Genomic DNA, 24,269 nt, shown 5'->3' on the forward strand with positions numbered 1-24,269 from the left:
CCCGCCCGCCGGGGTGGCGCGGGCCCCCCGCGGGCCCGCCGGGGGCCTGGACAGCACCGGTACGCTGCCGTCGAGTTCCCCCCGCACTCAGGAGGCACAACCGACGTGACCGCACATCTCCGGACCCCCGCCGCCGCTTCCCGCACACGCTACGCGGCGTCCGCGGCGGCGGTGCTGCTGGGGCTCACCGCCGCCCTCGCGGGATGCTCGGCGGAGCAGAAGGATCCGGACGCGGGAACGAACGGGATCGGCAAGCTGTCCGCCAAGAAGATCGAGAAGCGGGCCGTGAAGGCCGCGGACGCGGCCGACGCCGTCCGGTTGTCCGGCAACGTCGTCAGCAAGGGCCGGACCTACGAACTCGACATGCGGCTCAAGGAGGACGGCGGCAGCGGCCGGGTCACCACCGGCTCCAGCACCTTCGAGCTGCTGCGGGTCGAGAAGGACCTCTATCTCAAGGCCGACGCGGCGTTCTGGAAGGACCAGCAGGGAGAGCCGAGCAAGGCGGACGCCGAGGCGGCCGGCAAACTCGATGACAAGTACGTCAAGGTGCCCACGACCGATCCCGCGTACAAGCAGTTCAGCGGGTTCACCGATATGGGCGTGCTGCTCGACGGCCTGCTCGTGCTCCACGGCGACCGGTCCAAGGGCGAGCGCACGGAGGTCGGCGGCGTCCGCGCGATACGGGTGGCCGCCGGTGGCGGCGCCGGCGGCACCATCGACGTCTCCCTGGAGGGCACTCCGTATCCGCTGCGCTTCCAGCGGGCCGGGGACGCGGGGGTCCTCCGGCTCAGCGACTGGAACAAGGACTTCGGCCTCAAGGTCCCGGAGAAGGGCGACATCGTCGACTACGGGCCGGAGATCACCTCGGAGTGACGGACACCCCGGCCGCCGCGGTCCGGCGCCGCGTCAGCGGCGCCCGCGTCCCCGCAGCAGCAGCTTCGGCAGGGCACCCGGTGCCGCCCGCCGGGTGGTGGCGGGGGTGACGGGCGGGGGTGCGGCCAGTGAGCCGTCCGGCAGGGGTGCCGGACCGCCGGCCGGGGTCAGCCGCAGCACCCGGCACTCGCGCGCCCACCGCTCGGTGACGGATCCGGAGTCGGGCGCGTTGAGCCGCTTGCCGCTGAGTTCGGCCACGGTGGCGGCCCACTCCGGCGAGCCCGGCGGGAGTTCGGTGACGGCGGCCTGGAAGGAGACCAGCCGCCCGCCCTTGTCCTTGCTCCGCACGGTCACCGTCACGGTGGTGCGGGCGCCGGAGCCGTCCGCCCGGTCCAGCCCGGTGAGCGGCTGTTCGCCGGGTCCGCCGCCGACCACGCAGACGGCGCCCTCGTGCCAGACGTGCCACAGGGGGCGGTCCGGGTCCGCGGAGCCCCGCACCCAGACCAGCCCGGACTTCTTCGCGGCCTCCTCGATGAGCGCGCGGTCCAGCGGCGTCGCCGGCGACTTCGTCCGCCCCTGTGTGCTTGTCGTGCCCGCCTTCGTCATGCCCGCCAGCCTACGCAGCGGCGGCGGGCCCTCACAGCCAGCCGTTGCGCTTGAAGAGCCGGTACATGGTGAGGCAGATACCGGCGATCGCCGCCATCACCACCGGATAGCCGTACCTCCATTCGGTCTCCGGCATATAGGAGAAGTTCATGCCGTACACCCCGCAGATCATGGTGGGGACGGCGATGATGGCCGCCCAGGCCGTGATCTTGCGCATGTCCTCGTTCTGCGCGACGGTGGCCTGCGCCAGATTGGCCTGGAGGATCGAGTTGAGCAGGTCGTCGAAGGACACCACCTGCTCGTTGACCCGCGCCAGGTGGTCGGCGACGTCCCGGAAGTAGGTCTGGATCTCCGGGTCGACCATCCGCATCGGGCGTTCGCTCAGCAGTTGCATCGGCCGCAGCAGCGGCGACACCGCCCGCTTGAACTCCAGGACCTCGCGCTTGAGCTGGTAGATGCGCCCGGCGTCGCCGCCGCGGGTCGCGCCGCCGCCCGGCGCCGAGCTGAAGACATCGATCTCGACCTCGTCGATGTCGTCCTGCACGGCGTCGGCGACGGCGATGTAGCCGTCGACGGTCTGGTCGGCGATGGCGTGCAGCACCACGGACGGCCCCTTGACGAGCTGCTCCGGGTCGTCCTCCAGCCGGTGGCGGAGGGACCGCAGGGAGCCGTGGCCGCCGTGCCGCACGGTGATGACGAAGTCCCGGCCGGTGAAGCACATGACCTCGCCGGTCTCCACGACCTCGCTGGTCGCGGTGAGTTCGGCGTGCTTCACGTAGTGGATGGTCTTGAAGACGGTGAAGAGGGTGTCGTCGTAGCGCTCCAGCTTCGGCCGCTGGTGGGCGTGGACGGCGTCCTCGACGGCCAGCGGGTGCAGATCGAACTCCCGGGCGATGCCGGCGAATTCGGCCTCCGTCGGTTCGTGGAGGCCGATCCAGACGAAGCCGCCCTCGGAGCGCACCCGCTCCACGGCGGCGGCGGGGGAGAGGCGGTCGCGGCTGCGGCGCCCGTCCTGGTAGACGGCGCAGTCCACCACGGCGCTCGGGGCCTCGGGGCAGCCGGCCGCCGCGGCCGTGCCCGGGTAGGGGTGTCCCTTGCGGAGCGAGGGACGGAACGACGGGCGCACCGCCGCTCGCAGATCACGGATCATGGACATGGCAAGCTCCTTCGCGGGCCGGCCACCGGGCGAACGGGCAGCACTGCCGGGAATGGGGGCGTACGGCGGTGTACGGCCGAACGTCCGCAAAGCCGGCGGTGCGGCGGGTCGCGCGGCGAGCGGCGGGTCGCTGCGGACACGGAACGGTGTGGAGACGGAATGCCCTTCCGCCGTGCGCTGCGGAACTCCGCGGTGACGGTCTCCGGGTGCCCTCGGGCGACGGAGAAAAATCCTGGGGCCGGACGGTTACCACGCGATGCTGCGGGGTATGCCGGGGCTCAGATCGCGAGGAACAGCCGCGGTACGGAAGAGCTGCCGGTACTGCACGGTCGACTGGGATCCATGTGCAGCCCCACCTCCTCCGGTCGGTCCCCCGTGGGGGAAGCGCCGATCGCGGCGCGTGCCGCGAGACTGACGTCCGGCCGAGCTGGACGGTGCTCTCGCACGCACGTCCTGGCCGGCGGCCCAGACTAGCAGTCATATGTGATGCCGGGACGCTTCCGTGCGGGCGCCCGGGCCCTCTCCCTCACGTCTATGCTCGCCCCATGTCTCTCGTCCCGCAGCTGGTGGAAGCCCGGCTGAGCTCGGCACTCGGTGAACCCGACGCCCGCGCGGCCGTCACCTTCCTCGGCGCGGACCGCATCGAGGTGCTCCGTTTCCGCGACGGGGACCTTGTGAGATACGCCACCCTCGGGATGTCCGCCCATCCCATGACCGACCCGGCGGCCGTGGTCGCCGACCCGGTGCGCGGCCCGCGCGCCGAACTCGTCCTCTCCGTGCGCCCGGGCCGCGCGGATACCGACCAGGTGTTGAGACCGCTGGCCGTGCTCGCCGCCTCCCCGCAGGTGGAGGGCGTGGTCATCGCCCCCGGAGCCTCGCTCGACCTCGGCGAGCCGCTCTGGCCCGGGGCACCCTTCGGCGCCGTCCTGGTGGCCGAGCCGGGCGGCCTGGTGGAGGACCTGGAGCTCGACGAGCCCATGGATCCCGTCCGCTTCCTCCCCCTGCTGCCGATGACGGCCAACGAAGCGGCGTGGAAGCGGGTCCACGGCGCGGCGGCCCTGGAGGAGCGCTGGCTGGCCCACGGCACGGACCTGCGCGACCCGCTGCGCGCGGGGGTTCCGCTGGCGGACTCGTTGCCGTGAGCCGCCGCCCCGCCGCGGAGTCCGCGGACGGCGCCTTCCGGCCACGGCCGCCGGCCTCCGTTCCGCGTACGCCCGCGGGATGTCATATGCGTCCGGCGTTTGTCGGACTTTGGCGCCCCCGGACGAGTGATCGTCCTTGACGCGGCGGGTGCCGGGGAGGACCGTTGACCCTTATGAGGGGTGAACCGAGTTGCCCGAAGTGCGGTGGGAGGGTCCGGCCGCCCGGGCTCTTCGCGGACACCTGGCAGTGCGATGTGCACGGCACGGTCCATCCCCTGCAGCCGGTCGTCCCGCCCAGCGTCGAAGCCCTGACGGTCGTGGTGAAGCGGGCCCGGGTGCCGGTGTGGATGCCCTGGCCGCTGCCGGTGGGCTGGCTGTTCACCGGGATCGCCTGCGCGGGTGACGACCGCAGCGGCGGCCGCGCCACCGCCGTCGCCTGCTCCGGGCCCGGCCCCCTGGGCGGCATGGGGGAACTGCTCCTCGTCGCCGAGGAGCTGGGTGTCGGACTGGGCGCCCGGTACGCCGGTATCGCCGGCCCGGATCCCGGCGCCCACCTGCGCGTGGACGACCCGCCGGACGTCAAGCTGCACGCGGCCGGCCGGCCGACACCCCTCTGGCCCGTCCGGGACGTCCCCCCGGATCGCGCGGTCTTCGCCGGGGAAGCGCTCGGCATGTGGCTCTGGGCGATCGTCTGGCCCGAGCAGACCGGGCTGCTGATGTACGACGAACTCGTCCTCACCGATCTGCGGGACGCCGGCGCCGAAGTCGATCTGCTGCCCTGCGGCGCGCTCTCCCCGCGTCTGCTCCCCTGACCACGCGCAGCGCCCGGTCCCGCCGGGGCGTGCGCCCGGTGGTCCCGCCCGGTCAGGGCCGGACGGCCCCGGGCCGGCGCGCGGAGCGCCGGTAGACTGGGGCCTCGTCCCCGACTCTTCCGTACCGTTCCTGGAGCCGTGCCGTGCGCATCGACCTGCACACCCACTCCACGGCTTCGGACGGTACCGACACCCCCGCCGAACTGGTGCGGAAGGCCGCCGCGGCCGGACTGGACGTGGTGGCGCTGACCGACCACGACACGGTCCGCGGCCATGCCGCCGCCACGGCGGCGCTCCCGGAGGGGCTCACCCTGGTCACCGGTGCCGAGCTGTCCTGCCGTACGGCCGGCGGAACGGGGCTCCACCTGCTGGCCTACCTCTTCGACCCGGCCGAGCCGGAGCTGGAGCGGGAACGGGAGCTGGTCCGGGACGACCGGGTGCCGCGCGCCAAGGCCATGGTCGCCAAGCTGCGGGAACTGGACGTTCCGGTCACCTGGGAGCAGGTGGCGCGGATCGCCGGCGACGGTTCCGTCGGCCGGCCGCACATCGCCGCCGCCCTGGTCGAGCTGGGAGTCGTCGGCAGCGTCTCGGAGGCCTTCACGCCCGACTGGCTCGCGGACGGCGGACGGGCCTACGCCGAGAAGCACGAGCTCGACCCCCTCGCGGCCGTCCGGCTGGTCAGGGCCGCCGGAGGCGTCACGGTCCTCGCCCATCCGCTGGCGGCGCGGCGCGGGCCCTGTGTCCGTGAGGACGAGATCGCGGCACTGGCGGAGGCCGGCCTCGACGGGATCGAGGCGGACCACATGGACCACGACGCCACCGCCCGCGCCCGGGTGCGCGACCTGGCCGGGGACCTCGGGCTGCTCACCACCGGATCGAGCGACTACCACGGCAGCCGCAAGAGCTGCCGGCTCGGGGAGTACACGACCGACCCGGAGGTCTACGGCGAGATCGTGCGCCGGGCCACCGGCGCGTTCCCGGTGCCCGGCACCGGCGGCTGATCCGCCCGGCCGCGCCCGCCGTCACCGGGCGCTCTCCGCATCCCCCCGCCCCGTTCCGGGCTCCGACGCGGGCCGCACACCGCCCGCGTCCTCCACCCCGTCAGCCCCTCTTCCCGCAAGGCGCTCCCGTGTTCGACGTCGCTCTCTTCGGTTCCGTTTTCGTCACCCTTTTCGTGATCATGGACCCGCCCGGTATCACCCCGATCTTCCTCGCCCTGACCTCCGGCCGGGCCACCAAGGTGCAGCGCCGGATGGCCCTGCAGGCGGTGCTGGTGGCCTTCGGCGTCATCGCCGTCTTCGGGGTTTTCGGCCAGCAGATCCTCGACTACCTGCATGTCTCCGTCCCGGCCCTGATGGTCGCGGGCGGTCTCCTGCTGCTGCTCATCGCGCTCGACCTGCTGACCGGCAAGACGGACGAGCCCACGCAGACCAAGGACGTCAACGTCGCGCTCGTCCCGCTGGGCATGCCCTTGCTGGCCGGGCCCGGCGCGATCGTCACCGTCATCCTCGCGGTGCGGAAGGCGGACGGCCTCGGCGGTCAGCTCGCGGTGTGGGCGGCCATCCTGGCGATGCACGTGGTGCTGTGGCTGGTGATGCGCTACTCGCTGCTGGTCATCAGGCTGATCAAGGACGGGGGCGTGGTGCTGGTGACCAGGCTGTCCGGGATGCTGCTGTCGGCCATCGCGGTGCAGCAGATCGCCAATGGCATCATCCAGTTCGTCCGGGGGGCGTAGCGCCCCCGTGCCGGGTGCCTCCGGGGCAGGACCGCGCCCCCGTACGCCAGGTGCGTACGGGGGCGCGGTCCGTGCTCCGTGCTCCGGCGCGTGTTACGAGGCCGGGGTCTCGGCCGGGCGGATGTAGAGGCGGCGGCCGGTCGCCGCGGCCTGCTGCACGATCCGGTTGACGGAGGCGGCGTCCACGACGCTGCAGTCGACGGCCGAGCCGTCGATGTCGTCGAGATGCATGATCTGGAAGCGCACGCGCTTCTCCCTTCGTCCGATCCTCCTGCGGAGAACTTCTGGTGCGGGATCCGGCTGCGGTCCCGCGGGTCACGGCGGTCGTCCGGCCGTGGCGGAAGAGGTGGTCGGCGGGGACGGTCCGTCCCCGTCTCTCTCGGCTTCCAACGGCGTGCGTGATACAAACATTCCCTACGCTAACGAAATTTTTTGCTTGCCTAATAAATAGCGAGTCCCGGCCGGTCCGGGCGCGGACCCGGCACGGGGCAGCCGCGGAGGCCGCAAGCCGGTTGTGCCCTCCGGCGGACCGCCGGGACAATGGAGACGTATGAACGACCACGTCGCGGAGACCTCCCCGATCCCGCCCCCGCGCCCGTCCGCGGGCGCGGGCGCGGGCCCCGGAGGGGACCCGTACGCGAGCTCCGGGCTCGGCGAGGTGGCGGCCGGTATCCGGCGCACCAACGAACTCCTGCAGCGGGTACTCGCCGAGGTCGCGACCACACCCTCCACCCACGCGGTCTTCGCCGACGCCGGATACGTCTACGCGGCGGCCGGCCGGCTCGTCACGGGCGTGGAGGACCGGCGGGCCTTCGACCTCGACGCCGAGGGTCTGATCGAGGCCTTCATCGACAAGGCCCGCACGATCTTCCCGGAGAGCCGGCTGCTCCGCGTCTACTGGTACGACGGCGCCCGCCGCCGCATCCACACCCCCGAGCAGCAGCGGATCGCCGAACTCCCCGACGTCAAGGTCCGGCTCGGCAACCTCAACGCCAACAACCAGCAGAAGGGCGTCGACTCCCTGATCCGCGGCGACCTGGAGTCCCTGGCCCGGCACCGCGCCATCAGCGACGCCGTGCTGATCGGCGGCGACGAGGACCTGGTGTCCGCCGTGGAGGCGGCCCAGGGCTACGGCGCCCGCGTCCACCTCTGGGGCATCGAGGCGACGGCCGGCCGCAACCAGGCCGATCCGCTGCTCTGGGAGGCGGACAGCCAGCGCGTCTTCGACCTGGAGTTCTTCAAGCCCTACATCACCGGCCGCGTCACCGCGGAAACCGGCGGCGACCACGTGCTCTGCGAAGGACTGCCGCCCGGCCGGGAGGACGTACGGTTCGTGGGCGCCCGGATCGCCGCGCGCTGGCTCGCCGAGCGCGGCCGGGAGGCCCTTGCCGAGATGCTGCCCGGCTATCCGTATCTCCCGCCCCAGGCCGACCAGGAGCTGCTCAATGAGGCAGAGGAACTGCTCCAGCACTCCCTGCGCGGCCACGCCGGTCTGCGCCGGATCCTGCGCGACGGCTTCTGGGACCACCTGCGGCCGCAGTACTGAGCCGGGCCACCCCTCGGCTCACCCCCGGCTCACTCCCCGGCCGCCGTCCAGAACCCGGCCAGCGCCCGTGCCGTCTCCAGCGGACGCTCCGCGTTCGGCGAGTGCTCCGCGCCCTCGATGACCGTGTGCCGCGCGGCCAGCCGGACCGCCATCTCCGCCATCTGCGACACCGGCCAGGCGTAGTCGACCGTGCCCGTCAGCACGTGCTTCGGCAGCGGTACGGCGGACAGCTCCGCGACCCGGTCCGGCTCGGCGATCAACTGCCGTCCCGTGGCCATCAGCTGCTCCGGCACGGTGGCCGTCCAGCGGCGGTGCAGAAACGCCGCCGTGGCATCGGAAACCTCCGGGGCGTCCGCGATGTCGGCCACCTCCGGGGTGCCCGCGGCGCCGTCCCCGACCCCGGCGGCCGCCCGGGCGTCGGACTCCCGCATGGCCTGCCAGACCGACTCCATGTCCATCACCCGCAGGGCGTCGACGAGCATCTTGGTGCGGGCCTGCTGCGCCGGCGCGATCGCCGCCGGGCCCGAGCTCATCAGCGTCAGCGAGGTGAACGGCGCCGGATCCCGCAGGACGGCGGCCCGGCTGATCAGCCCGCCGAGCGAGTGCCCCAGCAGATGCAGGGGACCGGCCGGACCGGCACCGGCCGCCTCCGCCGTCACCGCGGCGGCCTGGGCCAGCACATCGCGGGCCAGCTCGGCCTGCGCGTAGGCGGACTCCTCGCGCGGACCTCCGCTCTCGTGCTGTCCCCGGCCGTCCACCGCGACCACCCGGAAACCGGCCAGCGCCAGCGGCTCCAGCAGCGCGATGAAGTCCTCCTTGCTCCCCGTGTAGCCCGGGATCAGGAGCGCCGTGCCGCGGGCCGTACCGCCCGCGGGCGGTACGGCCTCGTGCACGGCGAAGTCACCGCGCGCGGTGGGAAGCCGACGGGCCCGGGCGCACCCGGGCAGGGTGAGGATGGGTGGCCTGCTCATGGGCCGAGGCTATCGGTCCGCACCGGTGGCGCGGCGGCCGCACCGGCCCGCGGCGGCCGCACCGGCCCGCGGCAGCCGCACCGGCCTGCGGCAGCCGTGCGGCCCGGCTCCGCGCCGAGCGGAAGGACCGGGCCGCGGGGCGGCGGTGCCGCGGGGCCGCGCGGTGGCGACCCCGGCGGCTCGGCTCTCAGCTGTCGGAGGGGGCCTCGCCGGCGGAGGACGAACCGGCACGGGTGCGACGGCGGCGGCGGACCGGCTTGGCCTCGCCTCCCCCGGAACCCTCACCGTGTCCCTGCGCCGTCTCCGGCTGCGTCTCCGGAGCCGCGGCCGCGGGCTTGGCGGCGCCGCCCGAACGGGTGCGACGGCGACGGCGCGGGGTCCGCGGGGCGGAGCCGCCGGCCGGCGTGCCGGTGGTGCCGGTGGTGTCGGGGGCGGAACCGGGGGTTCCGTCCGGCGCCCCACCTTCGGCGGTGGCGGCGGCCCGCTCCGCGGCGCCGCTTCCACCGGCCAGCGGCTCCCCACCGCGCGTGCGGCGGCGGGAGCGCGGAGTGCGGGTGCGCCGCGGACGCTCCTCCTCCCTGGCCGCCGGAGCCCCGCCGCGTCCGCCGGAGCCGCGGCGGCCCCGCCCACCGGTCTCACCGAGGTCCTCGATCTCCTCGGCGCCCAGACCGGCGCGGGTCCGCTCGGCACGCGGCAGGACGCCGGTGGTGCCCTCGGGGATGTTCAGCTGCTCGTACAGGTGCTCGGAGGTGGAGTAGGTCTCCTCCGGGTCGTCGAACGGCAGGTCCAGCGCCTTGTTGATCAGCTTCCAGCGCGGGATGTCGTCCCAGTCGACGAGAGTGACGGCGATGCCCGACTTGCCCGCGCGGCCGGTGCGGCCGATGCGGTGCAGATAGGTCTTCTCGTCCTCCGGCGACTGGTAGTTGATGACGTGGGTGACGTTGTCGACGTCGATACCGCGCGCGGCGACATCGGTGCAGACCAGCACATCGACCTTGCCGTTGCGGAAGGCGCGCAGGGCCTGCTCGCGCGCTCCCTGGCCGAGGTCTCCGTGGACGGCACCGGAGGCGAAGCCGCGGCGGGCGAGCTGGTCGGCGATGTCGGCGGCCGTCCGCTTGGTGCGGCAGAAGATCATCGCGAGCCCGCGGCCCTCGGCCTGGAGGATGCGGGAGACCATCTCCGGCTTGTCCATCGAGTGCGCGCGGTAGACGAACTGCTCGGTGTTGGCCACCGTCTGGCCCGCGTCGTCCGGAGTGGTCGCGCTGATGTGCGTGGGCTGCGACATGTAGCGCCGGGCCAGGGAGATGACCTGGCCGGGCATGGTGGCCGAGAAGAGCATGGTCTGCCGCTTGGCCGGCAGCAGCTGGATGATCCGCTCGACGTCCGGCAGGAAGCCCAGGTCGAGCATCTCGTCGGCCTCGTCGAGGACGAGCGCGCGGACGGCGGAGAGGTCCAGCTTCCGCTGGCCCGCCAGGTCGAGCAGCCGGCCCGGGGTGCCGACGACGACGTCGACGCCCTTCTGGAGGGCCTCGACCTGCGGCTCGTACGCCCGGCCGCCGTAGATGGCGACGACGCGCACATTGCGCACCTTGCCCGCGGTGAGCAGGTCGTTGGTGACCTGCTGGCACAGCTCGCGGGTGGGGACGACCACGAGCGCCTGCGGGGCGTCGGTCAGCTGCCCGGGCTCCGCACGGCCGGCCTCGACATCGGCGGGTACGGTCACGCGCTCCAGGATCGGCAGTCCGAAGCCGAGCGTCTTGCCGGTGCCGGTCTTGGCCTGGCCGATGACGTCGGATCCGGAGAGCGCGACGGGGAGGGTCATCTCCTGGATCGGGAAGGGGGACGTGATGCCGACGGCCTCCAGGGCCTCGGCGGTCTCGGGAAGGATCCCGATGTCTCGGAACGTAGTCAGGGTCTTGCCTCTTCTGTGAGACGCGACACGAGGCGGCGGAGGGGGTCAGTACCGCGCCGGTTCATCGGCCGGTCACCAGGACCTGCCGGACAGTGCGGGACCACTGCGTCCGCATCACGCGCTCGCGTCACGAGCGGTTCCCTCATGTGCGGTCCGTACGGTGGTACGCGCCGCGGGGAGGGCGGTCGGGGTTGGAAGCCGATCGGCCAACCGACCGGGCATCCGCTGGGGTGCTGAGGGATGTGCCTCAGATGACTCCACATGCGACGGACTCCTGGGGGAGGACTCCACTGACTCCACATGCGACGGACCCGCCGGTATTCGGCGGGCGCAATACCACTGTACCCCGGAATCGCGCATTTGTATTGGGTCCTTCTCGCTCCCGGGCCCCGCGGGAAGGGTCGGCCGGCCCCTTACGGGGCGTGCCGGGCGGACTATTGTGCGCTGCATGGAGACGCCCGACGAGACCCCCGACGCGACCACCGAACCCGCCGAGCAGCACACCGGGATCGCCGCCCAGAACTGGGCCGCGGCTTCCGCCGACCCGCAGTACCGGGCGGCCGTGGTGGATCTGCTGGGCGCCCTGGCGTACGGCGAGCTCGCCGCCTTCGAGCGGCTGGCCGAGGACGCCAAGATGGCGCCGACCCTGGAGGACAAGGCGGAACTGGCGAAGATGGCCTCCGCCGAGTTCCACCACTTCGAGCGGCTGCGGGACCGGCTGAGCGCGATCGACGCGGAGCCGAAGACGGCCATGGAGCCCTTCGCCGCGGCACTGGACGGCTTCCACCGCCAGACCGCCCCGACGGACTGGCTGGAGGGTCTGGTCAAGGCGTACGTCGGCGACTCCATCGCGAGCGACTTCTACCGGGAGGTGGCCGTCCGGCTCGACTCCGACACCCGGGACCTGATGCTGCAGGTCCTCGACGACACCGGGCACGCGAGCTTCGCGGTGGAGCGGGTGCGGGCCGCCATCGAGGCGGAGCCGCGGGTCGGCGGGCGGCTGGCCCTCTGGGCGCGGCGGCTGATGGGCGAGGCGCTCAGCCAGGCGCAGCGGGTGGTCGCGGAGCGGGACGCGCTCTCCACGATGCTGGTCGGCGGTCTCGCGGACGGCTTCGATCTGGCGGAGGTGGGGCGGATGTTCTCCCGGATCACGGAGGCGCACACCAAGCGGATGGCGGCGCTGGGGCTCGCGGCCTGAGCACGCGGCGGGACGTGCGGCGGCGGCCCGCGGCGGGGCGGGCCGTCAGGCCGCGGCGGACCGGCGCATCCGGCCCGGTCTGCGGACCAGCAGGGACAGCAGCGCGGCGGCGACGACGAGAGCCCCCGTCAGACTCACGAGGGCGTGGCCGGGCCCGGCCACCGTGCGGGTGATCAGGAAACCGAACAGGGCGGCGACGGGGCCGGTGGCGTACACCAGCGGCGAGGCCGGAAGCCGGCCGGGCAGCCACCGCACTCCGGCGGAGGCGACGGCGAGGCCGATCAGAACCGATCCCAGGGCTTCCCAGAGCATCGATGCGTCCCTCCCCTTCTCCGTGGCCGGCGGACGGCTCGGCACCGGCCCCTGCTGCGTCGTACCCCGCGCCTCCGGACGGTAACCCTCCGGGGCCGGCGGGGCGTTGGCCCGGTGGCCGCCGTGCCCGGGCGGCGGCAGCGGGCGCGGGACGGCACGGCCGGGCGGCGCCGGGGAGTGCGCCCTGAGGCCCGTGCGGCGGACGTGCGGCGGACGTGCGGCGGCCCGGTGGTCACCGGACCACCGGGCCGCCGCACGAGCGCTGTGCTGCCTGTCCGCCCCCGTCTACAGGGCGCCGAAGCCGACCTTGCGGACCGTCTGCTCGCCGATCTCCACATAGGCGAGCTTCTCGGACGGCACCAGGACCTTGCGGCCGTGCTCGTCGACCAGGGTCAGCAGCTGTGCCTTGCCGGCGAGCGCGTCGGCCACCGCACGCTCGACCTCGTCGGCAGTCTGCGCGCTCTCGAGAATGATCTCGCGAGGCGTGTGCTGCACGCCGATCTTGACCTCCACGGCTATGTCCCTCCGACGTTTTCCGGTTTCCCCGGCGAACGGTCCCGGGGAAGGGTGCGCGGCCTGCCGCGCCGTACGCAGGCAACATTAGCCCGGTCCGGGGCCCGTACCCGTGTGCGGCCGCACGCCGGCAGCGAACACGGGGAGCGGCGGGTGGCGGCCGGTGTCAGTCCTGCTGGTTCGAGCCGTGCAGCGGGAAGCCGGCGATACCGCGCCAGGACAGCGAGGAGATCAGCTTGGCCGCCGCGTCGCGCGGCACCTGCTGGCCCGAGCTGAGCCAGTAGCGGGCGGTGATCTGGGCCATGCCGCACATGCCGACGGCGAGCAGCATCGCTTCCTCGGGTGGCAGGTCGGTGTCCTCGGCGATCACTTCGCTGACGGCCTTGGCGCTCTCCAGGCTGACCCGCTCGACGCGCTCGGCGACCGCCGGCTCGTTGGTGAGGTCCGACTCGAAGACGAGCCGGAACGCGCCGCCCTTGTTCTCGACGTACGCGAAGTAGGCCTCGATGGTGGCCGCGACGCGCAGCTTGTTGTCGGACGTGGAGGCGAGGGCCTCGCGGACGGCGGCCAGGAGGGCGTCGCAGTGCTGGTCCAGCAGGGCGAGGTAGAGGTCGAGCTTGCCGGGGAAGTGCTGGTACAGCACCGGCTTGCTGACCCCCGCGCGCTCGGCGATGTCGTCCATCGCCGCGGCGTGGTAGCCCTGGGCCACGAAGACCTCCTGGGCCGCGCCCAGGAGCTGGTTGCGACGGGCTCGGCGCGGCAGGCGCGTGCCCCGTGGGCGCGCCTCGGTCTGCTCGATGGCTGTCACGCCGCCTCCCAAGAATCGTTCCGTGCACGGTGAACACCGCGCCGCCATCGTACTTTCGGGTAACCCGGCTGTGCGCGGTGCCGACCGACAATTTCACCGACCGGACAGGGCATCGCGGAAATACGGGGCGAATCGACCTGATGGCCGGCCGGTCTCCGGCTCCGTGCCCGGCTCCGGCGGCTCAGCGGTAGTCCTCCTCGTCGAGTTCCACCACCCGGGCCTGCTCCACGGCGTCGGCCGGGTTGGCGGTGTCGGGCACGTGGCCGGGCAGCGGTTCGTCCTCCCGCTCCAGGAGTTCGGCGCGCTGTTCGGCGGCGTCCGCCTCGGGGGTCTCGATGTCGGGCTCCTCCTCGCCGGTGCCGGTCTCGTCCTCGAAGGTGTCCGGTTCTGTGGGGTCTGCTGCCATGCGTGCTTCCCTTTCCAGGCCGAGCGCTCTTACACCGAACCCGAGAGGTCCCCTGCCGAGCCTATGAGCAGCGGCCGGCCCGCGCCATGCGGACCTGTGACGGCGGACACACGGAAGTGGGTGTGATCGTCTCGTAACATTGCCGCATGTCGTCGACCGAGCTGTCACGGGTCCGCGCCGCGGCCGAGGTGACCGAAGCGCAGGGGGCCGCGGTCGTCCCGGGTGAGGAACTGCGCACCGTCGCCCTGTCCGGCCTGACCCTGAGTGTCCGTTCCCGGCCGCCCGCGCGCGAGGGGCTGCCGCCCGCGCTGTACGTGCACGGGCTCGGCGGCTCCTCCACCAACTGGTCCGCGCTGATGGGCGAGTTGGCCGACCGGCTGGACGCGGAGGCGGTGGACCTGCCCGGCTTCGGCTTCTCGCCACCGCCCGATGACGGCAACTACTCCGTCTCCGGGCACGCCCGTGCCGTCATACGCCTGCTGGACACCGCCGGCCGTGGCCCCGTCCATCTGTTCGGGAATTCGCTCGGAGGGGCCGTCGTCACCCGCGTCGCGGCGGTCCGCCCCGACCTGGTGCGCACCCTCACGCTGGTCTCTCCCGCACTGCCCGAGTGGCGCCCCCAGCTTTCCGCCGTGCCCACCGGACTGCTCGCGGTCCCCGGCGCCGCCGCCCTGTTCAGCCGCATGACCAGGGGCTGGACGGCCGAGCGGCGCACCCGCGAAGTCCTCACGCTCTGTTACGGAGATCCCGCGCGCGTGGATGCCGCGGGTTTCCGCGCCGCCGTCGCGGAGTACGAGCGCCGCCTCGGACTGCCGTATTTCTGGGATGTGATGACACGCTCGGCACGGGGCGTGGTGGACGCGTACACCCTCGGCGGGCAACACTCTCTGTGGCGGCAGGCCGAGCGGGTGCTCGCACCGACCCTGCTCGTGTACGGCGGTCGCGACCGGCTCGTATCCTTCCGGATGGCCCGCCGGGCGTCCTCGGCCTTCCGCGACTCCCGGCTTCTCGCTCTGCCGGAGGCCGGACACGTAGCGATGATGGAATACCCGGAGGCGGTGGCGCGGGCCTTCCGCGAACTGCTGCACGAGACGACCGCAGATGCGGGCAGGAGCTGAAGCGACGCGTGGGACGTCATAGCCGTCGGAGCCGCACCGAACCGGCCGGGAACCCCGGAGCCCCCGGGCCCGAGGCGCCGGCCGCCACCGCAACGGCCGCCGGCTCCGCCGCGGCGCGGCGCGGGCCGGCCGTGGCGTCGGCTCCCGGAGGGCCGTACGAGCGTTCCCGCGCGCCCCGGGGCGCGCGCCCGCAGGACGCCCCGTACGGGACGGCACCGCGGGGCACCCCGCCCGGGGGCACTCCGCTGTACGGGACCCCGCCGCAGGGCAGGCCCGCCCAGGGCACGCCCGCCCAGGGCACGCCCCCCCACGGGACCCCGGCGTTCGGCAGGCCCGCCCAGGGCACACCCGCTCACGCGACCCCGCCGCACGGCACGCCCGCGTCCGGGACCCCGCCGCACGGCTCACCCCGCGTGCGCGGCGGGCACCCCCAGCAGTTCGAAGCCGGCGGCGGCTGGGGCGCCGCGCCGGCACGGCCGGCGCCGTATGCCACGGGCGTGGCCCCGTCCCTGAGGCCGGCGGCCGGCACCGTACCGGGACCGCGGCAGGAATTCGTCGAGGCGTTCGACGACGGGGTGTTCCCGGCCCACACTCCCGCGCCGCCCGGCAACCGGCCGCGGCCCGGTGGTCCGGGCGACGGCCGCGCCCGCCCCTCCGCACCATCGGCGGCGGGCGGTGAACCGCCGGAGGACGACGGCGGGTCCGGCCCGGGCGGAACGGGCGGCGGTGACGACCCCGACCACCGGGCCCGCCACTCCGGGACCGGTGACAGCGTGGAGAAGGGCGGCAGGGGCCGGGCGTTCACCGGGGTCGCGGCGGCCGCCGTGACGACCGTGCTGGCGATCGTCGTGGCGGGACAGGTCGCCGGCGGCGGACCGAACACCGACGCCGCCCCGGTGCTCGGCGGCGGGCAGCGCGACGACGGCGCGGGGCTCTCGCGCTCCGACGACCGCAAGGCCGTGGACCGGCCCGGCGGTGTGGTCCGGAAGCCGCAACGGCTGTCGTACGCCGACCGGATGGCCCGGAAGGACAGCCTCGACCCGCAGCTCGCCGGGCCCGGCGCCTTCCGCACCGTCGGCCGCCCGGAGGAGGGCACCGGCAGGGGCCAGGTGCTGCGCTACCGCGTCGATGTCGAGAAGGACCTCCCGCTGGACGGCGAGCTCTTCGCGGAGGCCGTACACCGCACCCTCAACGACGAGCGGAGCTGGTCCCGGGGCGGCGCCCGCACCTTCGACCGGGTCACCGGCGACGACGCCGACTTCGTGATCACGCTGGCGAGTCCCGGCACGACCGGGGTGTGGTGCGCCAAGTCGGGACTCGACACCACCGTGGAGAACGTCTCCTGCGACTCGGCGTCCACCCCGCGGGTGCTGATCAACGCCTACCGGTGGGCGCAGGGTTCGAAGACCTTCGGCGACGACATCGCCGGCTACCGCGAGATGCTGATCAACCACGAGGTGGGCCACCGGCTCGGCCTGAACCACCAGTCGTGCCCCTCGCAGGGCGCCTTGGCACCGGTGATGATGCAGCAGACCAAGTCGCTCTCCTCGGCCGGCGTCACCTGCCGGCCGAACGCCTGGCCGTTCCCGTAGCCCTGCGGCTTCCGCGGTCCCCGTAGACCCCCGCGCTGCGCCGTCCACCGGTGGCGCGCCGCCGCCCGCCGGTTCCCGGGGGCGGTTGGTTCCCGGCGGGCCGGTGCGTGCGCCGGTGCCGCGGCTCGCGTGCTCCCGCCGGTCGGCACGGCCGGCGGCGGGCTCCCGGCCCCGCGGCCGACGACCGCGCAACGCTTCAGAGCCGGAAAAGTCACGAGCATTCACCCCTTTTGGTGGTGCTGCGGACAACCGTCCGTCGAGCCGCTCCGCGTCCTCGTACCGTCGTCCCGCTGTCCGCCGGACGGCCTGTGCGGAGATCGGTGGTGCACTCGTGCGCGTTGCTGGGTTCACGGAACGTGTTGTTCCGTATGTGGCCCGTGAGACAGGGCTGCCCTCGGCGGCCCGGGCCCACCGGGGCCGCGGTCCCGCGGCCGGGGGACCGGCCGACGGCTTCCGCCCCGGGGATTCTCCGGCGGAGGCGGAACGTTCCGCTCCTGCCGTGGGCCGGCCTCCTCCGCCGGACGCGCGCCGCACTCGCCGGAGGCGGTGATCTCCGGAAGACCTTCACGGCCGGAGCGCGACAGCCCGGCCCTTCCGCTCCCCTCCCTCCCGCCGCGCCCCCCGCCGCGGTGCCCGGTGGCCCCCACCCCGGCCGCCCCGCCGGTTCCCGAACGGAACCGGGACCCGTCCTTCCCATCGCAAGGAGAACGAGACATGACGTCACGCGACTTCCGTACCGGCGCCCCGGGCCCGTCCCGCCGCACCGGCGACCTCGCCGGCCGGGAGCGGGAGGGCACGCGATGAGGGTGCTGCTGATCGGTGCCAACGGATTCATCGGACGGCATGTCGCCGAACGGCTGCTCGCGGACCCCGCCGCGCAGCTCACCGCGCTCGGCCGCGGGGACGACGCCGACGTCCGCTTCGACCTGGCCGGCGGCAGCCCCGGCGCGCTGGCCCGCTTCCTGGACGCGGTGCACCCCGGCGTGGTCGTCAACTGCGCGGGGACCACCCGCGGCGGCGCCCGCGAACTCACCCGGCACAACACCGTCGCGGTGGCGACGATCTGCGAGGCCCTGCGCCGCAGCCGTTGCGGGGCGCGGCTGGTGCAGCTCGGCTGCGCCTCGGAGTACGGGCCCTCGCAGCCCGGCTCCTCCACGGCCGAGGACGCGGTGCCGCGCCCCGGGGGGCCGTACGGGGTGAGCAAACTGGCGGCGACCGAGCTGGTCCTCGGCTCGGATCTGGACGCGGTGGTGCTCCGGGTGTTCTCCCCGGCCGGGCCCGGTACGCCCGCGGGCTCGCCGCTCGGCCGGCTGGCGGAGGCCATGCGGCGCGCCATCCAGTCGGGGGACACCGAGCTCAGGGTGGGCGGCCTGGGCGTGCAGCGCGACTTCGTGGACGTCCGGGACGTGGCACGCGCCGTGCACGCGGCTTCGCTGTCGGCCGCCCAGGGGGTCGTCAACATCGGTACCGGCCGGGCCGTGCGGCTGCGGGACGTGGCCGGAGTGCTCGCCCGGGTGGCCGGGTTCGGCGGTGCTGTCCGCGAGCTGGACATCGCGTCTCAGCGCGGACCGGCCGCGGGCGGGACGGGGGAGCAGCAGCCGTCCCCGCCGCCCCCGCATCCGTACCCCGACGGCTGCGGCGGCTGGCAGCAGGCGGACGTGCGGACCGCCCGGGACCGCCTCGGCTGGCGGCCCCGGATCGGCCTGGAGGAGTCACTGGCGGACATCTGGATGGAGGCGGCATGTCGTCTCTGATCCGGCTCGGCCCCCGGCCGGCGGCGCCGGCGGCCCCGGCCGCCCGGCCGGGCGTCGGGGTGCCCGGCTGCGCGCATCCGCTGCTCGCGCCCGCGGAGTGGGCGGCTCTCACCCGTCCCGGCACCCCGCTGGACTGGGCGGTCCTCGATGTGGCGCGCGGGCCGGGCGCGGTGCCCGACCCGCGCTGTCTGGAGGCGGCGGGACGGCTGCGGAACGGCGGGGTGCGGGTCCTCGGCCTGCTGGACCTCGGCCACGGCACCCGGCCGTTCGGCGAACTCGCCGGAGACGCCCGGCGCTTCGTCGAGTGGTACCGGACGGACGGGTTCTATCTGCGCCGCTGTCCGAGCCGGCGCGGCGCCCTCGGCGCGGTCCGCCGCCTCACGGACGCCCTGCTGATGCTGCGGCAGGGCGGGCATCTGGTGCTGGAGCACGGGCTGCACCCGGACCCCGGCTACGCGGAGATCCCCGGCCAGTTGGTGACCTTCGCCGGGCCGTGGGCGGAGTACCGCTGGTCACAGGTGCCGGAGTGGACCGCGGACCACCCGCCGGAGCGGTTCTGCCATCTGGTCCACTGCCTGCCGCGGGGCCATCTGGAGCAGGCGCTGCGGACCGCCCGCTGGCTGGGAGCCGGGACCGTCTACTTCACGGACCGGACCGATCGCGGTGACGGCGGGACCCCCTGGGAGACGCTGCCCGGTTACTGGGACGATTTCGTCTCGCGGATCGGAACACCTGTCTCGGAATGAGAAGGGGCGTGGCAGTGTTACGGCAAGAACAACTGTCCTCTTACCGACCAACGGAGTCCCCGTGTCGCTGCCACCCCTGGTCGAGCCGGCCGCCGAGCTCACCGTCGACGAGGTCCGCAGGTACTCCCGCCACCTGATCATCCCGGATGTGGGGATGGACGGGCAGAAGCGGCTCAAGAACGCCAAGGTGCTCGCCGTCGGGGCCGGAGGGCTCGGCTCGCCGACCCTGATGTACCTCGCCGCCGCCGGCGTGGGCACGCTCGGCATCGTCGAGTTCGACGAGGTGGACGAGTCCAACCTGCAGCGCCAGGTCATCCACAGCCAGGCCGACATCGGCCGGCCCAAGGCGGAGTCCGCCCGGGACACCATCCTGGGCATCAACCCGCACGTCGACGTGCGGATCCACGCGGAGCGGCTGGACAGCTCCAATGTGATGGAGATCTTCGCCGACTACGACCTGATCGTGGACGGCACGGACAACTTCGCCACCCGCTATCTGGTGAACGACGCCTGTGTGCTGCTGAACAAGCCCTACGTGTGGGGTTCGATCTACCGCTTCGACGGACAGGCCTCCGTCTTCTGGAGTGAGCACGGGCCGTGCTACCGCTGCCTCTACCCGGAGCCCCCGCCGCCGGGCATGGTCCCGTCCTGCGCCGAGGGCGGCGTGCTCGGGGTGCTCTGCGCGTCGATCGGCTCCATCCAGACCACCGAGGCGATCAAGCTGCTGGCCGGGATCGGGGAGCCGCTGCTCGGCCGGCTGATGATCTACGACGCCCTGGAGATGACGTACCGGCAGGTCAAGGTCCGCAAGGACCCGGACTGCGCGGTCTGCGGGGAGAACCCGACCGTCACCGAGCTCATCGACTACGAGGCCTTCTGCGGTGTCGTCTCCGAGGAGGCGCAGGAGGCCGCGGCGGGCTCCACGATCACTCCGGCGCAGCTCAAGGAGTGGATCGACACGGGCGAGAAGATCGACATCATCGATGTCCGGGAGCCGAACGAGTACGAGATCGTCTCCATTCCCGGCGCCCGGCTGATCCCCAAGAACGAGTTCCTGATGGGGAGCGCCCTCCAGGACCTGCCCCAGGACCGGAAGATTGTCTTGCATTGCAAGACGGGTGTCCGCTCCGCGGAAGTCCTGGCGGTGCTGAAGAACGCCGGCTTCGCGGACGCCGTCCATGTCGGCGGTGGCGTGATCGGCTGGGTCAACCAGATCGAGCCGGACAAGCCGGTCTACTGAGACCGGCGGCGACGGCGGCCCCGCCGGTACCGGGCCGCGGAGGGCCCCCGCGCACCGCCCGGTGCGCGGGGGCCCTCCGGTGGGTCCGGGCGCGTGGGCTCACGTGCAGGTCCTGCCGTCCCGCGGGACCTCGCCGTCGAGGAAGTAGGCGTCGACGAGCCCTTTCATGCAGGCGTTCCCGGAGCTGTACGCGCCGTGGCCCTCGCCCTTGTACGTCAGGTGGATGCCGACGCCCTCGCCGAGCGCGTCGGCCATGATCTTCGCGCCCTCGTAGGGCGTCGCCGGATCGCCGGTGGTGCCGATCACCAGGATCGGGCCGGCGCCCTCCGCGCTCACCTCCGGCCGGCCCGCGTCCGCCCGCACCGGCCACCCCGCGCACCAGCCGGCCAGGTCCCAGGCCAGGAACTCCCCGAAGACCGGGGAGAGTTCGCGGAATTCCGGCAGCAGCGCGCGGGCCTCGCCGAGACTCGTCCGGTCGGCCGAGTCGGCGCAGGATATGGCCCGCTGGGAGTGGCTCTGGCTGCTGTACCGGCCGTTTTCGTCCCGGTCGTTGTAGGCGTCGGCCAGAGCCAGCAGCCGGCTCCCGGTACCGGACCCGAAGGCCTCCCGCAGGGCGGCCGTCAGCCGCGGCCAGAGCTGCTCGCTGTAGAGGGCGCGGACGATGCCGGTCCGGGCCAGGGATTCGGTGAGCTTCCGCCCTCCGGCGGCCGGGAGCGGCTCGCGGTCCAGCCGCCGCAGCAGTCCGGCGATCTTCTCGGCGCCGGCCGCCGGGTCGGTGCCGGCCGGGCAGGACGCGCCCCGTGCGGCACAGTCCGCGAGGTAGTTCTCCAGGGCCCGCTGGAAGCCGGTGGTCTGGTTGCGCGCGTGCCGCACGTCGTCCGCGGAGGGATCGCTCACCGCGTCGAGCACGAGCCGCCCGACCCGCCGCGGGAAGAGATGGGCGTAGACCGCGCCGAGCCGGGTGCCGTAGGAGAAGCCGAGGTAGTGGAGCCGGTCGTCACCGAGGACGGCGCGGAGGAGGTCCATGTCGCGGGCGGCGTTCTCGGTTCCGACATGGGGCAGCACCCTGCCGGAGCGGCGCTCGCAGCCGGCGGCGAAGTCCTGGGCGTCGGCCAGGAACGCCTTCTCCTCGGCCGCGTCGTCCGGCGTGTGGTCGAGCCGGGACGCCGCGGCCTCCATGGCCTCGCTGTCCCGGCACACCACTCCGGAACTCCCGGCGACGCCGCGCGGGTCGAACCCCACCAGGTCGTACCGGGCGCCGAGGTCGTCGAAGACGGTGCCCCAGCCGGGGAGGCTCGCCACCCCGGAGCTGCCGGGGCCGCCGAAGTTGAGCAGGAGCGAGCCGATCCGCCGGTCCGGGTCGGTGGCCCGGGCGCGGATCAGGGCGATGCCGAGGGTGTCACCGTCCGGATCGGCGTAGTCCAGCGGGGCCTTCACCGTGGCGCACTGCCAGCGGTCCCCGGGGGGCCGCGCCGAGGGGCCGAGGGCCGCGGTCGGCGCGTCGCAGTCCGTCCAGCGCGGCTGCTGGCCGGTCAGGGCGGCGGGCGGCGGCGGGAGTTCACCGTTCTTCGAGCCGGGGGAGGCGGACGCGGCGGCTTTGCCCGGCGGGCCGTCCTTCTTCTCCTCGTCCCCGCACCCGGCCGTACCGCCGGCCAGGAGCAGGGCGACGGCGGCGAGGGCCCCGGCTCGGACGGTTCTGGACATGGGGGCTCCACTTCGTCTGGCAACCGTCGGCTCGGGGGCGCTCGACGTGAGAGGAACGACGACGCAACATCGTAGGCCCTGGGTCTGTCAGAGGGTGACGAACGTGATGTCTGTGGCCTTGACCCCGACCCATACCCGGGAACCCTCGCCGAGCTTCAGATCGGCCGCCGCCTGCGCGGTGATCTCGGCGACGACGTCCGGCTCCGCGTCGATCAGCACCCGCAGCCGGGCGCCCTGCGCCGCGATCTCCCGCACCGTGCCCCGCCAGACGTTGCGCGGACTGCCGGACGGCCGGCGCGTGTGGAGGGACACGGCCTCCGGGCCGGCCACGGCCAGTGCCCGGCTGCCCGCGGGCGGCAGCGGATCGGCGGCCACCAGGCGCCCTCCGCCGTCGAGGTCCAGGATGCCGGCCGCCCCGGTCCCGTCCACCGCCGCGGTGGTGCCGGGCCACGCGTTGCGGCCGAGCAGCCGGGCCACCCACGGCGACCGCGGATGGCGGGAGACCTCCGGCGGGGCCGCGTCCTGCACCACGCGACCGTCTTCCAGGACGAGCACCCGCCCCGCGAGCGAGACCGCCTCGACCGGATCGTGCGTGACGAGCAGGCAGACTCCGGGGAAACCGGCCAGATGGGTGCGGAGCGTGTGCCGCACCGCGGCCCGCGTCGTCTGGTCGAGCGCGGCCAGCGGCTCGTCCAGCAGCAGCAGCCGGGGGCGCGCGGCCAGGGCGCGGGCGAGTGCGACGCGCTGTGCCTGGCCGCCGGAGAGCTCCCCGGGCCGCCGGTGCGCGAGCTCCCCCACCCCGAGCCGGTCCAGCCACTGCCGGGCCTCCCGGCGGGCGCCGGCGCGGCCGGCGCCCTGGGCGCGCGCCCCGTAGGCGGTGTTGGCCAGCGCGGAGAGATGAGGGAACAGGGCACCGTCCTGCGGTACCCAGGCGATACCGCGGCGGTGCGGGGGGAGTCCGGAGACGTCGCGGTCGCCCAGGAGCAGGCGTCCGGCGCGGGCGCGGGGAGTGAGTCCCAGGAGCGCGCGCAGCAAGGTCGTCTTGCCCGCCCCGTTGGGGCCGACGACGGCGACGGTGGTTCCGGCGGGCACGGCGACGGACACGCGGCTGGCGCCACTGACATCCGCGGTGAGGGGGAGGGCCGCGTCCGCCGCCGGCGCCGGCGGCCGGAGAGCGGGCGGGGGCGGCGCCGGGGAAGGGGCTTCCCGGGTGCCGCCGTCCGTGCCCGCCTCCGTACTCCTGCGCGAGCCGCCGGACGCCGCGCCGGGCGGGCCGGTCGGCCAGCGGCCGCGCAGGGCGATGAGCACGGCCGTGGCGATGGCGAGCAGCAGCAGCGAGACCGCCGTCGCGCCCTCGGGATCCTCCTGCAGCAGGAGGTAGACCTGGAGGGGCAGCGTCTGGGTCGTCCCGGGGAGATTCCCCGCGAAGGTGATCGTCGCCCCGAACTCGCCGAGCGCCCGCGCCCAGGACAGCGCCGCCCCCGCCAGCAGGCCGGGCGCGACCATCGGCAGCGTGACGGTGCGGAACACCCGCAGCGGCGAGGCGCCCAGGGACGCCGCCGTCTCCTCGTAGCGCGGATGGAGGCCGGACAGGGCACCCTCCAGGCTGATCACGAGAAACGGCAGGGAGACGAAGGCTGCCGCGAGGACCGCCCCGGCCGTCGAGAAGGGGAGGGTGAGCCCCGCCCACGCCTCCAGCGGGCCGCCGAGCAGCCCCTGGCGTCCGTAGCCCTGGAGCAGGGCGACACCGGCGACCGTGGGCGGCAGGACCATCGGCAGCATCACCAGCACACGCACCAGGCTCCGGCCGGGGAAGCGGACGCGCGCCAGCAGCCAGGCCAGGGGCACCCCGAGGACCAGGGACAGCAGCAGCGCCCAGCCGGAGACGGCGAGGGACAGGGACAGCGCCTCCAGGACGGCGGGCCGGGTCAGCCGCCGCGGCAGCCCGGCCCAGGGCGCCCCGGTGAGCACACCGGCCAGCGGGACGAGGAGGAAGGCGACGGCGAGGGCGCCCGGCAGCGCGAGGGCGGCCGGCGGGCGCTCCCCGGCGCCCCGTCGGCGGGTCCGCCGTCGCCCGGGCCGGTCGCCCCGGGCGGCGGAGCCGCCGGTCTCGCCGCCCGGCTCC

23 protein-coding genes are annotated in these 24,269 nt (G+C 74.2%); 12 read left to right on the plus strand and 11 right to left on the minus strand.

What is annotated here, in order from left to right; translation table 11 throughout:
* Positions 1-105 precede the first annotated feature (105 nt).
* On the plus strand, positions 106-873 hold the full coding sequence (locus KBZ10_RS04785; protein WP_374223304.1) for a hypothetical protein: 768 nt from the start codon (positions 106-108) through the stop codon (positions 871-873).
* Positions 874-906: 33 nt separating this feature from the next.
* On the opposite strand, the gene KBZ10_RS04790 is transcribed toward KBZ10_RS04785, so the two are convergent.
* Positions 907-1,479: a hypothetical protein gene (locus KBZ10_RS04790; protein WP_210986220.1), complete on the minus strand. Its 573-nt coding sequence runs from the start codon at positions 1,477-1,479 to the stop codon at positions 907-909.
* 31 nt (positions 1,480-1,510) lie between these two features.
* The gene (locus KBZ10_RS04795; protein ID WP_210986221.1) at positions 1,511-2,635 is read right to left on the minus strand and encodes a magnesium and cobalt transport protein CorA; all 1,125 of its coding nucleotides are present in this window, start codon (positions 2,633-2,635) and stop codon (positions 1,511-1,513) included.
* Positions 2,636-3,180: 545 nt separating this feature from the next.
* Between KBZ10_RS04795 and KBZ10_RS04800 the strand changes: the two genes are divergently transcribed.
* From KBZ10_RS04800 to KBZ10_RS04815, 4 genes are all read left to right on the plus strand, one after another.
* Positions 3,181-3,777 carry a suppressor of fused domain protein gene (locus tag KBZ10_RS04800; protein WP_210986222.1) on the plus strand — a complete coding sequence of 199 codons (597 nt, stop codon included), beginning with the start codon at positions 3,181-3,183 and terminating at the stop codon, positions 3,775-3,777.
* A gap of 173 nt (positions 3,778-3,950) precedes the next feature.
* Positions 3,951-4,589: a DUF6758 family protein gene (locus tag KBZ10_RS04805; protein WP_210986223.1), complete on the plus strand. Its 639-nt coding sequence runs from the start codon at positions 3,951-3,953 to the stop codon at positions 4,587-4,589.
* Between the two features lie 143 nt (positions 4,590-4,732).
* Positions 4,733-5,590: a PHP domain-containing protein gene (locus tag KBZ10_RS04810; RefSeq protein ID WP_210986224.1), complete on the plus strand. Its 858-nt coding sequence runs from the start codon at positions 4,733-4,735 to the stop codon at positions 5,588-5,590.
* Between the two features lie 128 nt (positions 5,591-5,718).
* Positions 5,719-6,324 (plus strand): MarC family protein, encoded by a 606-nt coding sequence (locus tag KBZ10_RS04815; protein WP_210986225.1) that lies wholly within the window; start codon positions 5,719-5,721, stop codon positions 6,322-6,324.
* Between the two features lie 93 nt (positions 6,325-6,417).
* Here KBZ10_RS04815 and KBZ10_RS04820 read toward each other — a convergent pair whose 3' ends face one another.
* Complete coding sequence (locus KBZ10_RS04820) at positions 6,418-6,570, minus strand: hypothetical protein (protein WP_019710175.1); 153 nt, start codon at positions 6,568-6,570, stop codon at positions 6,418-6,420.
* A gap of 304 nt (positions 6,571-6,874) precedes the next feature.
* Between KBZ10_RS04820 and KBZ10_RS04825 the strand changes: the two genes are divergently transcribed.
* A complete protein-coding gene (locus KBZ10_RS04825) occupies positions 6,875-7,870 on the plus strand; it encodes an NYN domain-containing protein (RefSeq protein ID WP_210986226.1) in 996 nt (331 codons plus the stop codon).
* Positions 7,871-7,899: 29 nt separating this feature from the next.
* On the opposite strand, the gene KBZ10_RS04830 is transcribed toward KBZ10_RS04825, so the two are convergent.
* Both KBZ10_RS04830 and KBZ10_RS04835 read right to left on the minus strand, forming a co-directional pair.
* Positions 7,900-8,841 (minus strand): alpha/beta fold hydrolase, encoded by a 942-nt coding sequence (locus KBZ10_RS04830; protein ID WP_210986227.1) that lies wholly within the window; start codon positions 8,839-8,841, stop codon positions 7,900-7,902.
* A 187-nt stretch (positions 8,842-9,028) separates the two neighbouring features.
* On the minus strand, positions 9,029-10,663 hold the full coding sequence (locus tag KBZ10_RS04835) for a DEAD/DEAH box helicase (protein ID WP_247701816.1): 1,635 nt from the start codon (positions 10,661-10,663) through the stop codon (positions 9,029-9,031).
* 529 nt (positions 10,664-11,192) lie between these two features.
* Here KBZ10_RS04835 and KBZ10_RS04840 point away from each other — a divergent pair.
* On the plus strand, positions 11,193-11,951 hold the full coding sequence (locus KBZ10_RS04840; RefSeq protein ID WP_374223305.1) for a ferritin-like fold-containing protein: 759 nt from the start codon (positions 11,193-11,195) through the stop codon (positions 11,949-11,951).
* 45 nt (positions 11,952-11,996) lie between these two features.
* On the opposite strand, the gene KBZ10_RS04845 is transcribed toward KBZ10_RS04840, so the two are convergent.
* The 4 genes from KBZ10_RS04845 to KBZ10_RS04860 form a co-directional block, all read right to left on the minus strand.
* The gene (locus KBZ10_RS04845; RefSeq protein WP_210986229.1) at positions 11,997-12,263 is read right to left on the minus strand and encodes a hypothetical protein; all 267 of its coding nucleotides are present in this window, start codon (positions 12,261-12,263) and stop codon (positions 11,997-11,999) included.
* A gap of 285 nt (positions 12,264-12,548) precedes the next feature.
* The gene (locus tag KBZ10_RS04850; RefSeq protein WP_210986230.1) at positions 12,549-12,776 is read right to left on the minus strand and encodes a DUF3107 domain-containing protein; all 228 of its coding nucleotides are present in this window, start codon (positions 12,774-12,776) and stop codon (positions 12,549-12,551) included.
* A 166-nt stretch (positions 12,777-12,942) separates the two neighbouring features.
* Entirely contained in the window at positions 12,943-13,584 is a 642-nt protein-coding gene (locus tag KBZ10_RS04855; protein ID WP_210986231.1) for a TetR/AcrR family transcriptional regulator, read from the minus strand.
* 181 nt (positions 13,585-13,765) lie between these two features.
* Complete coding sequence (locus KBZ10_RS04860; RefSeq protein ID WP_210986232.1) at positions 13,766-13,990, minus strand: hypothetical protein; 225 nt, start codon at positions 13,988-13,990, stop codon at positions 13,766-13,768.
* Positions 13,991-14,136: 146 nt separating this feature from the next.
* On the opposite strand from KBZ10_RS04860, the gene KBZ10_RS04865 reads away from it, so the two are divergent.
* The 5 genes from KBZ10_RS04865 to moeZ all read left to right on the plus strand — a co-directional run bounded on the left by KBZ10_RS04865 (position 14,137) and on the right by moeZ (position 20,440).
* Entirely contained in the window at positions 14,137-15,108 is a 972-nt protein-coding gene (locus tag KBZ10_RS04865) for an alpha/beta fold hydrolase (RefSeq protein ID WP_210986233.1), read from the plus strand.
* 497 nt (positions 15,109-15,605) lie between these two features.
* The gene (locus tag KBZ10_RS30235) at positions 15,606-16,700 is read left to right on the plus strand and encodes a DUF3152 domain-containing protein (RefSeq protein WP_307847195.1); all 1,095 of its coding nucleotides are present in this window, start codon (positions 15,606-15,608) and stop codon (positions 16,698-16,700) included.
* Between the two features lie 800 nt (positions 16,701-17,500).
* Positions 17,501-18,454, plus strand: a complete 954-nt coding sequence (locus tag KBZ10_RS04875) for an NAD(P)-dependent oxidoreductase (RefSeq protein ID WP_210986234.1) — start codon at positions 17,501-17,503, stop codon at positions 18,452-18,454.
* Entirely contained in the window at positions 18,442-19,200 is a 759-nt protein-coding gene (locus KBZ10_RS04880) for a spherulation-specific family 4 protein (RefSeq protein ID WP_210986235.1), read from the plus strand. The genes KBZ10_RS04875 and KBZ10_RS04880 overlap by 13 nt, the downstream gene beginning before the upstream one ends.
* A 61-nt stretch (positions 19,201-19,261) precedes the next feature.
* On the plus strand, positions 19,262-20,440 hold the full coding sequence (moeZ, locus tag KBZ10_RS04885; protein ID WP_210986236.1) for an adenylyltransferase/sulfurtransferase MoeZ: 1,179 nt from the start codon (positions 19,262-19,264) through the stop codon (positions 20,438-20,440).
* 99 nt (positions 20,441-20,539) lie between these two features.
* Here the strand turns inward: moeZ and KBZ10_RS04890 are convergent, their stop codons facing one another.
* A complete protein-coding gene (locus tag KBZ10_RS04890) occupies positions 20,540-22,144 on the minus strand; it encodes an alpha/beta hydrolase (RefSeq protein ID WP_210986237.1) in 1,605 nt (534 codons plus the stop codon).
* A gap of 87 nt (positions 22,145-22,231) precedes the next feature.
* On the minus strand, positions 22,232-24,163 hold the full coding sequence (locus KBZ10_RS04895) for an ABC transporter permease (protein WP_247701861.1): 1,932 nt from the start codon (positions 24,161-24,163) through the stop codon (positions 22,232-22,234).
* Between the last annotated feature and the right edge of the window lie 106 nt (positions 24,164-24,269).

Source organism: Streptomyces sp. F63 (genome assembly GCF_018070345.1).
Taxonomy (GTDB): Bacteria; Actinomycetota; Actinomycetes; order Streptomycetales; family Streptomycetaceae; genus Streptomyces.